Raw genomic sequence first — 12,822 nt, 5'->3', positions numbered from 1 at the left:
CGCCTCCGCCTGCGGATCTCGGCGACCTGGCCCTGGAGACACGAGCTGGCCACGGCTTTCCACCGCCTTGCCGCACTGCCCCGACCGGTTGACTGCTCTGCAGACCCCCGCCCACCCACAATCCGAAGGACCCGGAGAACCCGACCATTGCACCGGGACTCCACCATGCCCAGGCAACAAAATCGCCTCGACCACCCACCAGTTGGTGATCAACGCAGCCGCCTCAGCCCAACCGAAACGGCGAGGCTAGAAGATGAAATCTTGGATGTCCGTGGCGCCCAACCCCCAGGGGACCATGCGTCGGTTGAGCCTCCTCATCGCTTCGAGATCGTGCTGCAACGGGGACGGCGGCACTGCGAGCACCGGACATGAGGCGTGCGCCAGGCAGTACCGTGCAACCGAGGGCAAGAACGCTCGGCTCAGCCGGCTGCGATGTCCGGTCCCCACCACCAGGATGTCGTCAGCGCGGCGGGCGACGCCGACGAGGGTTGGCCCTGGCCTACCTCGGACGACAAATCCCTCCACTGGTAGGTCGTCTCTGCTAGCGCCGAGCGCGCCCTCCAGGGCCCTGATCAGTTGTTGTACCGCGCTGTGCCTGGACTGTTCGGTTATCGGCGCAGAGAGATAGGGGTGTTGAGCGCCGGTGCGTGGGCCGTACGCCATTACCGCCAGCAGCGTTCGTCCGGTCAGACGGGCTTCCGTGGCCGCTCGATGCAGGGCGGTCAGGCTGTTCAGCGAACCGCTCAGTCCGACGACGACGCGTGGGGGGATTGCTGTGCGCATGACTTCACACTCCTCCTCGGCCCTTGCCGAGTCCTATCTGCACTCATGCCCTGCCCTTCTGGATCAAGGGGGGACTGACGGTGGTAGAGCCTGATGGGCCCCTGAATCCCACCTCACCTATGCCGGGCCCTGCGGCTGAGGCGTTGCCACTGAGGTTCTCCAGGTCGCTCTTGCATGCCCGTATTAAGTCTGCGGCCAACGGTGCGAGAGATTCCAGAGCGCCAGGGCGCTCGTTCCTCTTGACTTCGCATCTGGATTTGATGCCCCCACGGATATGGACTCAGTGATTCAGTGACCCAATACCTGGATCAGTGATCAATACTGCTACGGACCTCGTCGGCCGTCGGTTTCGGAATCTGCGCTCCGGGACCGTAAAAGCCGCGCGAGAGCCGATAGCGAAGCTTCTCGACTCGAGACCGCTTTCGCACTGCGCCGTTCTCGTCCACGCCAGGACCGGCCTCCAGGGCCCTGTACTGCTCGTGCGATCCCAGAACGTGCCGTTGTGCCGCAGTGAGGGGCTTGTGTCCTTCGATGAACTCGCCATGCGGCAGACGCTGGATGACGCCTGTCTCCAAACCGTGGAGGATTTTATCCCTGTCACGTTGCTGCAGGCCCAAACAAACACGCTTGGTGATGACGAAGGCGATGACCGGTACCGCAAATACGGAAACACGGATGACCCAGGTAATCAAATTGATGGAGAGGTGGAACTTAGAGGCGATAATATCGTTACTGCCTCCGATCATGAAACAGGAGTAGAGACTTATCCACGCGACGCCGAGAGCCGTGCGCACTGGACGATTCCTAGGCCGGTCCAACAGGTGATGCTCACGCTTGTCACCGGTGACCCATGCTTCAAAAAATGGATAGAGACCAATGAGAAGCAAAACGACCGGAAATACCAGCAGTGGAATGAGAACACCAAGCGCGAGGGTGTGCCCCAAGAAATTAATCTCCCATCCGGGCATGACACGGATCAGCCCCTCGGCGAACCCCATGTACCAGTCCGGCTGCGCTCCGTTTGTCACTTGATCTGAACGGTAGGGCCCGTAGGACCAAATGGGATTGATGGATGCAATGGCAGCGAGGACTGTAATAACCCCGGTCACGAGGAAGAAGAAACCGCCAGCCTTGGCAACGTAGACAGGAAACAGAGGCATTCCGACCACGTTCTTATTTGTGCGACCCGGCGCCGGCCACTGCGTGTGCTTGTGATACACCACAAGAATAAGATGCGCCACGATCAGAGCGGCAAATATTCCCGGCAGCAGGAGAATATGAACACTGTAGAATCGAGGAATTATGTCATGTCCGGGAATCTCTCCACCGAAGAGAAACATGGAAATATAGGTACCCACAACAGGAAATGACAGTACGGCACCTTCTACGAAGCGCAGACCCGTACCGGAAAGGAGGTCATCGGGAAGAGAGTACCCTGTGAAGCCTTCAAACATTCCCAGTACCAGCATGATCCACCCGAAAAGCCAGTTCAGTTCCCTCGGCTTTCGGAAAGACCCTGTGAAGAAGTGCCTTATCATGTGGACAAACATGCCCGCAAGAAAAATCAATGCGGACCAGTGATGTATTTGTCGAATCAGCAAACCACCTCGGACATCAAAGGAAATATGAAGCGTGGATGCATACGCTTCGGACATGACAATTCCATTGAGTGGATCATAGCTACCGTGATACGTGACCTCATTCATCGAGGGATGGAAGAAGAGGGTGAGATAGACCCCGGTCAGAACAAGGGCTACGAAACTGTATAGACAGATCTCACCCAGCATGAACGACCAGTGATCCGGGAAGATTTTTCGCATGTTGGCTTTCGCCAGCCCATAAATGCCAACCCGCCCGTCGGCCCAGTCGGCAATCCGTTCTCCCTTTGATGAAGGTTGCTTCGCGCTAGCACGATTAACCATCACGTTCAACTCTTTCCCTCAGTACTGCTCCGGCCGGTTCTACGGTTCGGACGGACTGCACACCATTGACGACGTAGACCCCATAAATGTGAGAATGATGTAGGTCACATTCCCGCCTCGCCCTGTCCGAGCTACTCACCAGCCGACAGATCGACGCCTGTCCCGGGCAGCAGCTCGCCGGGCAGCAAGGACGAAGGAAGGTTCAGCCTCTGCCCGCCTCTCCGGACGCGCTCGTCCAGTCGCGGCTCTACCAGGAAGCAGTGCGGGGCCCCGCGGCCGTCATCTGCCGCTGTGGTGGACGCCCCGGCGCCCCTGGCGGCCGCTGAGCCACCCGGCGGCCCGCAAGGTCCGCCGTCGTCGCGAGTACCAGTACGGGCCGCGAGGTGATTCGCAGAAACCTGCAGCGGACTTTCAGTGATCTCTGCGATACCGATGCGGTGGACGAGGGTCGTGCGGTTGAACTCAGCGGTGCACCTGGAGCGCGAAAATAGCGCTCGCCAAAAGCCATGGGGTGCCAACTCGATGAGCAGCTTCCAGCTGACGAAGGCCACTGGTTCGCGCGCCCGCATGAAGATCGACACGAGCACGCCCGGGACGGTCGGACAGACCGGCGCACTGCCTGACCGAGACCATCACAGCAATCGGGGTCGCGCGCAGACTGACCCTGCGTCGGTCCCGTGCCGGCCGTCGGCACGATGAGGACGGAGTCGAACTCCTCCCCCGTGGACAGCACCACGTGACCGCCGCCGGCCGACATCAGCCACGGGGAACCGGAGCCCGGTTCCCACCTGGTCCAGCCCTCGTCCCGGCTACCACTGTCTTTCACCGCGTTACAGGCCCCCCGAAGCTGCCAAGGCTCTCCCGGAAGCGCCCCGTTCGGCTTACTTCCTTTCTCCACCCCAGGCTCTGCAGATGGTCAGGTGGCAACTTCCGCCGGAACCCTGGACAGGCTTCGGGTGTTCCGTCGTCAGTGCTCGATTGTCAGCGCCTGCATCCGGCTGAGTTGGTCGTCGCTCAGCAGGGAGCCGTCCCAGACCGAGGTGAACCGGCTGATCCGGCCGTCTCCGTCCAGTTCGAGCGCCGTGACACCGCGCTTGACCGGGCCGGACCGCCGAGTCCACTCGTAGCCGCCACCGAGATGTCCGCCCACCACATGGCGCACTTCGGCGCCGGGCCCGTAGGGAAGGTGCGCGGCGGCCCGCTCAAGGTAGGCCCCGATGTTGAGTCTTCCCGTCACCACGGTGCGCACGGCCTGGTCCTCCAGCACGGCATCCTCCGAGAAGAGAGATGCCGCCTCCTTCCCCGCACCGCCGCTGAGGGCGTCCGAGATTTTGTGTGCCACGCGCTTGATGGAAGGCTTCGCTGTCTCTCCTACTACGGATTCCTTGAAATCCGTGGGGAACTTTTCCTCGGGTGTCCGCTGAGCCTTCATGTCCGTGAGGGTGAATTCCCGGCCGTCCCAGTAGTCGATCCAGCGGGCAATCTTCCCTTCCTTGAAGTTGATGACACCCAGCGGGCGGATCTCATGTCCGAAGAGCTCGGGAGAGTCGGTGAAGAAGACCAACGCGCTGGTGGTGTCACCGAGGATCTTGGTGGGATAGGACCGGGCCGTGTCGGGCCAGGTCGGCATCAACTCGGAGAAAAGCTTGTGCAGTTCCTGCCACGAGTAGACCGGCCAACCCAGGGAGGCGTCGATGTACGTTGTCGACTTGGGGTAGAAGCACGAGAGGGTCGCCTCCACGTCACGGCTGGTCTTGGCCCCGAAAACCTGAGAAATCAGGCGCGCCAGCTCCGGAGTGGCGTGACTGGTGTCGATGGCAGGGGTACGGGGCTCGATCCTGCTGGCATCGGCCACCCCTCCGGCGGAGGCGCTGCCGGGCAACAGCGCGGCTGTCGCTCCCAGCCCCAGAGCGGCCGTGGCTGCCCCGAGCACGCTTCGCCTGGCGATGCCCGACGTGGGGGTGTGTATGTCTCTCATCGTTTGTCCTTCGCTGAGTTCCGGGCCGACGGCGAGTCGGCTGTTTGCGGTATCCGGGAAGTCGTCCGGCTGGGTGGTGTAAGGGACTGCTCAAGAATTCCCGCGGGCTGGTCTGTGTGTTTGCCCAAGGCAACGCCACTCGTGGAGAGGAATCGGTGTTGGGTCGCCTGAGCTCCCATCAGTTCGCGCCGGGAATGAGACAGGCGGCTCGTGGGTGGTGTACGTCCATGGGGTTCGTCCCCACGGTTGTGCGACCGACCCGTTCATTGATCAGGGCGGCAAGCTTCCGCACCTGCGGATCGAGCCGCAACGCCGCACGCAGACCGGCATGGCCTGCACCCACAGCAAGAGCATGCTTCCCGAAATCGCTCTCCTGGTCCGTCACACCCGGTATGACGACGTAGCCGTGCCAAACGTGACGCCGCCCTGAGGCAATCCCTTCTGGATCGAGAGCCGCCTCCTTCGAGAGCCCCGCACCGCCACAGCAGGGCCCTCACACATACGAACGCCTCCCCGCAGCTACCCGCCCTCCCTCGGCCTGGCAGCGCCCCTCCCCACTACAAGCGGTACACACAGCTTCTGTTCAATCGCGGCAACCAGGCAGTGGGCTCCCAGCAGCAGGCACTGGCCGGCGCGTTTGCGGCCTTCGCCCGCATGCTGGTTCACGATCCGGTCCGAGCAGCCCGACGCGCTGCTCGGACCGCGGGCCCGGAAGACATCACGGGCCCGGTCGACGTCTCCCGGATTTCCTTGCCCGAGGAGTGCACGCCTACCTCTGCGGCCTTCTCCCGTTCATCCGGGCCGTATGGACGCAGTTGCGGGCATGCGGTGTATCCCTTCCTCACACGTCCGTTACGAACTCTTCGGGCCCGACCTGTGGCGCGGGCGCGAGGGGCTCATCGGCGTGTGATCCGCGCGGTTTCGAGGCCGGGTGGGGAATTCGGACAGGCGTCGGTCCGCTGTGGGGCGCACGCCTGCCCCGTCGTTCCGTCACCGCATGTGTGTCGGGGATCACGTCACACCGTCGGGGCCTGCCTCGTCTGTTTCTCGACGCAACATTCATCCAACGAAGAGAGCTTCCGATGTCGGATGTGCTGGTAGTGGGCGGTGGGTTCGCCGGTGTGTGGTCGGCAGCAGCGGTGGTTCGGCAGCGGCGGGACGCCGGTGTACCCGAGTCGGAACTGCGGGTGACCCTCGTGGCCGCAGGCGATGACCTGGTTATCCGCCCGAGGCTCTACGAGGCCGACCCTGAGAAGATGCGCGTGTCGCTGGACCGGATCCTCGGGCCGATCGGTGTACGCCGGGTGACCGCGACCGTCACAGGGGTCGATACCGAGAATCGGGAAGTCACAGCGGTACGCCGGGACGGAAGCACTGAAGTGCTCTCCTACGACCGTCTGGTGCTCGCGAGCGGCAGCCAGGTGGTCCGGCCCGACCTGCCCGGCGCTGAGCACCTGTTCGATATCGACACGATGGCCGGCGCGGCAAGGCTTGACGCGCATCTGCACCGGTTGTCCGAGAGGGCTGCAAAGTCCGGTCGGTTCACCGCTGTCGTAGTTGGTGCGGGATTCACCGGTTTGGAGATCGCAACGGAGCTGACCGGGCGCTTGCGGGCCATCGCGGGGGCTGACGAGCCCGTCCGGGTCGTGCTGGTGGAGCGTGCGGACGTCGTAGGTCCGGAGCTCGGAGCCGGACCGCGACCGCAGATCCTCGAAGTGCTCGACGAGCTCGGGATCGAGCAGCGGCTCGGCGTAACCCTGGAGGCGGTAACGCCTGACGGCGTCCGGCTCTCCGACGGAACCGAGGTCGAGGCGGCTACCACGGTGTGGACGGCGGGAATGCTGGCCAGTCCGTTGACCGCGCAGATCCCGGGCACACGGGATCGCCTGGGACGCCTGGCGGTCGATGAGTTCCTGCGGGTGGCCGGGGTGCCGGAGGTCTACGCCGCCGGTGACACCGCTGCTGCGACCGTCGAGGAGGAGCATGTGGTGGTGCAGAGCTGCCAGTACGGCATGCCATTGGGCAGGTATGCCGGCTTCAATGTGGCGGCAGACCTGCTCGGTCTCGACCAGGTGCCCTTCGCGCCGAACCCCTATGGAATGTGTCTCGATCTCGGTCCGGCCGGTGCGGTTGTCACCGCTGGGTGGGACCGTGAGGTCCAGTTCACGCGGCAGGACGCGAAGAACATCAAGCAGGCCATCAACACGATAGCGATCGTCCCGCCTGGCGACGACGCCGCGAAGCTCCTTGAGCAGGCGCACTACACAACAACGCCGGCCCTTAGGTGACGCCGCGACACCGCCGCCGGCAGTTCAGGGCTGTCCGCTTCTGTGGTGGCCCGGCCCTGGCATTCCGAGCTGGATGATCCGTCCCGGCTTCTTGCCGCCCGGCGAAGCGACTCAGCCGTGCATGCCAATCCCAGAACAGAGGACGACAGCGGCGGGGACATCAGCGTCCTCGCGCTGCAAAGAAAGGAGCGAACTCGTGACTCTTTCGGTCGGCGCGAGCGACCAGAAATCCAGGTTGCACGCGGCATGGGATTCCACAATTGGCAAGAAAGCGGTGATGGCCGTGACGGGCCTGATCATGCTTGGATTCCTCGTTGGCCATCTACTGGGAAATCTTAAAATTTTCTTCGGGCTGAGGGAATTCAACGGATATGCCCACTGGCTGCGCACTCTGGGAGAACCCGTCCTGCACTACGGGTGGGCGCTGTGGATTCTGCGTGTAGTGCTGGTTTTCGCTGTCGTCGGGCATGGGGTTTCCGCTTATCAGCTCAGTCGTCGTGATATCGCAGCCCGCCCGGAAAAGTACGTGCACAAGAAGCAGCGAGCGAGCTACGCCACCCGCACGATGCGCTGGGGCGGGGTCATCCTCGGCCTGTACATCATCTGGCACATTCTCGACCTGACGACCGGCACGGTGCACACCGGCCGGTTCCAGGAGGGCCACCCGTACGAGAACCTCGTGGGCACCTTCTCCCACTGGTGGAACAACATCATCTACATGGCCGCGATCCTGTCAATGGGACTGCACGTCCAGCACGGCTTCTGGAGCATGGCCCAGACCCTGGGCGTCGGCAGTGCCACTCGCAATGGTGTCCTCAAGGCCACCGGCAACGTGCTGGCGATCGGACTGACCGCGGGCTTTCTCTCTCTTCCGATTTCTGTCATGACTGGGTTGGTGAGCTGACAATGACATCTTTTGCCCAATACACAACCGGGAAGCCGGTAGCCGACACGAGGGCCCCCGACGGGCCCGTTGCCGAGCGCTGGAACCGGCGCCGCTTCGAGGCCAAGCTGGTCAATCCCGCCAACCGCCGCAAGCACACCGTGATCGTCGTCGGTACCGGCCTCGCGGGCGGCGCCGCGGGCGCGACCCTCGCCGAACAGGGCTACCACGTCGTCCAGTTCTGCTACCAGGACTCCCCGCGCCGCGCTCACTCCATCGCTGCGCAGGGCGGCATCAACGCCGCGAAAAACTACCGCAACGACGGCGACTCCATCCAGCGGCTCTTCTACGACACCGTCAAGGGCGGCGACTTCCGGGCCAGGGAGTCCAACGTCCACCGGCTCGCCGAGGTCTCCGTAGAGATCATCGACCAGTGTGTCGCGCAGGGTGTTCCCTTCGCCCGCGAGTACGGCGGACTCCTCGACACCCGCTCCTTCGGTGGCGTCCAGGTCTCCCGTACCTTCTACGCACGCGGCCAGACGGGCCAGCAGCTGCTCCTCGGCGCCTACCAGTCGCTGTCGCGGCAGATCGCGGCCGGCACCGTGGAGATGCACCCTCGCACCGAGATGCTCGACCTGATCGTCGTCGACGGACGGGCCCGCGGCATCGTCGCCCGCGACCTGATCACCGGCAAGGTCTCCACGTACTTCGCTGACGCCGTCGTCCTCGCCTCCGGCGGCTACGGCAACGTCTTCTACCTCTCCACCAACGCCAAGAACAGCAACGCCACCGCCGTCTGGCGTGCGCACCGGCGCGGTGCCTACTTCGCCAACCCATGCTTCACCCAGATCCACCCCACCTGCATCCCGCGCTCGGGCGAACACCAGTCCAAGCTGACGCTGATGAGCGAGTCCCTGCGCAACGACGGCCGTATCTGGGTGCCGAAGGCGCACGGCGACGACCGTTCACCGGCAGAAATCCCCGAGGACGAGCGCGACTACTACCTGGAGCGGATCTACCCCTCCTTCGGCAATCTCGTCCCGCGTGACATCGCCTCGCGCGCCGCGAAGAACGTCTGCGACGAAGGACGCGGGGTCGGCCCCGGCGGACAGGGCGTCTACCTCGACTTCGCCGACGCCATCGCCCGGCTCGGCCGCAAGGCCGTCGAGGCGAAGTACGGCAACCTCTTCGAGATGTACCAGCTGATCACCGCCGAGGACCCGTACCAGGTGCCGATGCGTATCTACCCGGCGATCCACTACACGATGGGCGGACTATGGGTCGACTACGACCTGCAGACCACCGTCCCCGGCCTGTTCGCGATCGGCGAGGCCAACTTCTCCGACCACGGCGCCAACCGCCTCGGCGCCTCCGCCCTGATGCAGGGCCTGGCCGACGGCTACTTCGTCCTGCCGGCCACCATCGCCGACTACCTCGCCCGCCATCCGCACCTCGACACGGTCGACGACACCCATCCCGCCGTCCAAGAGGCCGTCACCGACACCCACGACCGGCTGCGGCAACTGCTCGCCGTCGACGGGGACCGTACCCCCGACTCCTTCCACAAGGAGGTCGGCGAACTGCTCTGGGAACACTGCGGAATGGCCCGAACCGAGGAGGGCCTGCGCAAGGCACTCGACCGGATCTCCCAGATCCGCGAGGAGTTCTGGCGTCGGATCAAGGTGCCCGGCACCGGCGAGGAGCTCAACCAGTCGCTGGAGAAGGCCAATCGCATCGTCGACTACCTGGAGCTCGCCGAGCTCATGTGCCTCGACGCACTGCACCGGTCCGAATCCTGCGGAGGCCACTTCCGCGAGGAGTCACAGACCGAGGGCGGCGAAGCCGCCCGCCAGGACGAGGAGTTCTCGTACGCGGCCGCCTGGGAGTTCACAGGAACCGCCACCGCGCCCGTCCTGCACAAGGAAGACCTCGTCTTCGAGTACGTCCACCCCACCCAGCGGAGCTACGCATGAGGCTCACCCTGCGCGTCTGGCGCCAGAAGAACGCCGACACACCCGGTGCCATGGTCACCTACGACATCGACGAGGTCTCCGAGGACATGTCGTTCCTGGAGATGCTCGACTCCCTCAACGAGGAACTGATCCTCAAGGGTGCCGAGCCGGTCGCCTTCGACCACGACTGCCGCGAAGGCATCTGCGGCGCCTGCGGCGTCGTCATCAACGGCGACGCCCACGGCCCCGAACGCACCACCACCTGCCAGCTCCACATGCGGCACTTCAAAGACGGCGACACCATCGACGTCGAGCCCTGGCGTGCCGGGGCCTTCCCGGTGGTCAAGGACCTCGTGGTGGACCGGTCAGCCTTCGACCGGATCATCGGGGCCGGCGGCTACATCACCGCCCCCACCGGCGCCGCCCCCGAGGCACACGCCACCCCGGTCCCCAAGCCTGACGCCGACTTCGCCTTCGAGCACGCCGAGTGCATCGGCTGCGGCGCCTGCGTCGCCGCCTGCCCCAACGGCTCGGCGATGCTCTTCACCTCGGCCAAGGTCAACCACCTCAACGCCCTCCCACAGGGCGCGCCGGAGCGTGAGACCCGGGTTCTCGACATGGTGGCGACGATGGACGAGGAGGGCTTCGGCGGCTGCACGCTCACCGGGGAGTGCGCCACCGCCTGCCCCAAGGGAATCCCGCTGCCGTCCATCACCGCGATGAACAAGGAATGGCTGCGCGCGACCCGCAAGACGGGCCATAGGTAGCCGCAGTCGCTCTGAGGGAAATGCGTCCGCTGGCAAGCTGCGGTTCATCTGGCGGCGGCAGGTGTCATCAACCGGTTCGACGACCACCGGACGCCGCCAGATCAACCTGAATACCGCTGCCCGTCGCACCACCAGTCACATGAAGTGGTGAACGAGATCCACGTTATTTCACGGATGGGTAAGTGTAAATGATTGGTCGCAACGCAACGAAAAGGCGAATGCAATTTACCTGCGACGCCAGCCCTACGGGAAATGTGGCCCTTATACAGGCATCCTGCGCAACACGCCCGGGCACGGTGGCACGATGACGAAACCAGTGCTGCCGGAAGGTGTCGGAGTGACAGCATTGGTCACGACATACGCACGCGCCCAGGAGTCCCGGTCCGAGGAACCACTCTTTGTCGATCCAGCAGCTGAATTTTTCATCGCCGAAGCTACACAAACTCACGTCAAAGAAGGGGAGAACCTCCCCCGGCTTGGCCCGGCACGTGATGACGGCACATCAGCCTTGTGGGAAGACATCCACGGTTACTTCGCCAATAGAACGCCTTTCTATGACCGCTACCTCACCGAGAGGGTGGCAGCCGGGTATCGACAGATCGTCATCCTGGGAGCGGGGCTGGATACACGCGCATTCCGTCTCGCTCTCCCGGCCGACGTTAAAATCTATGAAATCGATACAGCTCCGGTTCTGGACTTCAAGGAAGCCACACTCAGCCGTCACGGCTTCGTATGTGCGGGCACACGGGTGCCGGTCCGGGCCGACCTGCGCGACGACTGGAGCGCCTCCCTGCGAGCCGCGGGTTTTGCCCCCGGTCAGCCAACGGCTTGGCTGGCCGAAGGCTTGATCATGTACTTCACGCCCACAGAAGCCGACGGGCTTCTTTCCACCATCTCCGTGATGTCGGCGCCGAAAAGCAGTCTGGCGGGCGAGTTCCTTAACCGGCGATACCGAGTGACGGACTCACCAGTGTCCGACACAAACGATCATGCAGTCGCCCAAGTGTTCGCTGCCGCTGACCGCGGAGGCCCCACCGAGGATCCCGAGGCATGGCTTGAGCGTCACGGATGGCTGGGCCAACAGCGAGACTTCGTTGAGGAAGTGGAAGAGCTGGGCCGCCCGCTACCTTGGCTCTTCGATTCTCATCGACCGGACCCGCTCCAGCTATGGCTCTTCACCGCGACCCTCACATAGAACAGACGAGCTGCCAATACTTCCCGGTTGACTACTCAAATGCTTGATTACGCGTGAGTGGGCGACAGCCAGGTTTCCGGCGAGGAGTTCGCGGAGGACGGTCATGGGTGTTGAGGCCGTGCTTGCGGGTGGACAGGCAGGAGCGCACGAGGAGCCGGCGGTTCGCGCCGTCGAGGGTGCGCCGGGCGCCGGAGATCTTCATCTGGATTTTGGCCATGCGGATGTCCTGCTCGGCCCGGTTGTTGGTGAAGGGCACCGTTGGGTCGTGCAGGAAGCGCGGGATGTCCTCGCGGCGGCGCATCAGGACGAGTTGTCGGGCGAAGGTCTCCTTCGTCTTGCGCGGCGGATCGGTTTGGCGGACCGTCCGGCCCGGACTACGTGGTCGAAGGATGCCTCCAGGGAGGCGATTTCATCGTCGGCCAGGGCAGTTCGTCCGGCCTCGCGGGCGGCGTGCGCGGCGTGGTTCCCGGGCGGCGTGCTGGACGCCGCCCAGGTCGCGCAGGATATGCGCGTTGCACAGCGCGCCGGCGGTACCGTATCCGAGGTAGGAGCTCCAGGCGTCGGTGACGGTGGTGCCGGTGAAGTAGGGCAGTACTCCGGCCTGGCCCATGCCGGCCCTGCCGCGCTTGGCATGAGCGGTGTACCAGGTCAGACGTCGAAGACCTGAGACCAGGAGAACCCGACCGGCTCGGCATCCTTTGCCAGAGAGTTCTCGCATCCGCCGCACGCGGCCGGACGATGCTCAACGACGGCGTCAGGGGCGTCGACCCGCTCCTATTCGGATCGCCGCTCGTCACGAACTGACCCAGCGGTATACATGGCCTCTGATGATGAAGCCATTGGGACCGCAGGACGCCGAGGAACCGGATACGGACAGGCTCCTGGTGCGCCACATCACCGGGCGAGAAAGCGATCTGTATCTGAATATGCTCAGTGCCGGGTTCGAGGCATCCCCGGAGCAGGGTCATTGCATGATCGAGATCTGTCTGGGTTCGTCACGTGAGACCGAGGGCTCGTAGGGGCCGGTGGTAGTCGCGGCCGGTGTGGCGGAGGG

The 12,822-nt window shown here is 64.0% G+C and carries 10 protein-coding genes and 1 pseudogene; 6 read left to right on the top strand and 5 right to left on the bottom strand.

All coding sequences use genetic code 11. The annotated features are described in order from the left end of the window. Nucleotides 1–246: 246 nt before the first annotated feature. From ACGFU7_RS46120 to ACGFU7_RS46110, 3 genes are all read right to left on the bottom strand, one after another. Nucleotides 247–783, bottom strand: a complete 537-nt coding sequence (locus ACGFU7_RS46120; protein ID WP_393704617.1) for a universal stress protein — start codon at nucleotides 781–783, stop codon at nucleotides 247–249. Between the two features lie 308 nt (nucleotides 784–1,091). Next, nucleotides 1,092–2,705: a cytochrome bc complex cytochrome b subunit gene (locus tag ACGFU7_RS46115; protein ID WP_393704621.1), complete on the bottom strand. Its 1,614-nt coding sequence runs from the start codon at nucleotides 2,703–2,705 to the stop codon at nucleotides 1,092–1,094. Between the two features lie 967 nt (nucleotides 2,706–3,672). Beyond that, nucleotides 3,673–4,683 (bottom strand): hypothetical protein, encoded by a 1,011-nt coding sequence (locus tag ACGFU7_RS46110; RefSeq protein ID WP_393704615.1) that lies wholly within the window; start codon nucleotides 4,681–4,683, stop codon nucleotides 3,673–3,675. A gap of 579 nt (nucleotides 4,684–5,262) precedes the next feature. Between ACGFU7_RS46110 and ACGFU7_RS46105 the strand changes: the two are divergent. The 6 genes and pseudogenes from ACGFU7_RS46105 to ACGFU7_RS46080 form a co-directional block, all read left to right on the top strand. Beyond that, nucleotides 5,263–5,398, top strand: a pseudogene (locus tag ACGFU7_RS46105) (hemin transporter); the annotation flags it as partial. 367 nt (nucleotides 5,399–5,765) lie between these two features. Next, on the top strand, nucleotides 5,766–6,971 hold the full coding sequence (locus ACGFU7_RS46100) for an NAD(P)/FAD-dependent oxidoreductase (RefSeq protein WP_393704613.1): 1,206 nt from the start codon (nucleotides 5,766–5,768) through the stop codon (nucleotides 6,969–6,971). 235 nt (nucleotides 6,972–7,206) lie between these two features. Next, nucleotides 7,207–7,875: a succinate dehydrogenase cytochrome b subunit gene (locus ACGFU7_RS46095; protein ID WP_393704619.1), complete on the top strand. Its 669-nt coding sequence runs from the start codon at nucleotides 7,207–7,209 to the stop codon at nucleotides 7,873–7,875. A gap of 2 nt (nucleotides 7,876–7,877) precedes the next feature. After that, entirely contained in the window at nucleotides 7,878–9,827 is a 1,950-nt protein-coding gene (locus ACGFU7_RS46090; RefSeq protein ID WP_393704612.1) for a fumarate reductase/succinate dehydrogenase flavoprotein subunit, read from the top strand. Then, nucleotides 9,824–10,573 carry a succinate dehydrogenase/fumarate reductase iron-sulfur subunit gene (locus ACGFU7_RS46085; RefSeq protein ID WP_393704610.1) on the top strand — a complete coding sequence of 250 codons (750 nt, stop codon included), beginning with the start codon at nucleotides 9,824–9,826 and terminating at the stop codon, nucleotides 10,571–10,573. Before ACGFU7_RS46090 ends, ACGFU7_RS46085 begins: the two co-directional genes overlap by 4 nt. Nucleotides 10,574–10,877: 304 nt before the next feature. Next, nucleotides 10,878–11,768, top strand: a complete 891-nt coding sequence (locus tag ACGFU7_RS46080; protein WP_393704609.1) for an SAM-dependent methyltransferase — start codon at nucleotides 10,878–10,880, stop codon at nucleotides 11,766–11,768. Nucleotides 11,769–11,799: 31 nt separating this feature from the next. On the opposite strand, the gene ACGFU7_RS46075 is transcribed toward ACGFU7_RS46080, so the two are convergent. After that, the gene (locus tag ACGFU7_RS46075) at nucleotides 11,800–12,069 is read right to left on the bottom strand and encodes a transposase (RefSeq protein WP_393704608.1); all 270 of its coding nucleotides are present in this window, start codon (nucleotides 12,067–12,069) and stop codon (nucleotides 11,800–11,802) included. A 108-nt stretch (nucleotides 12,070–12,177) separates the two neighbouring features. Continuing rightward, the gene (locus ACGFU7_RS46070; protein WP_393704606.1) at nucleotides 12,178–12,486 is read right to left on the bottom strand and encodes a transposase; all 309 of its coding nucleotides are present in this window, start codon (nucleotides 12,484–12,486) and stop codon (nucleotides 12,178–12,180) included. Nucleotides 12,487–12,822: the final 336 nt, after the last annotated feature.

The organism is Streptomyces sp. NPDC048473, from assembly GCF_043200155.1.
GTDB lineage: Bacteria > Actinomycetota > Actinomycetes > Streptomycetales > Streptomycetaceae > Streptomyces.
The sequence above is the reverse complement of the archived record's forward strand: the minus strand, read 5'-3'. Positions and strand labels throughout refer to the sequence as shown.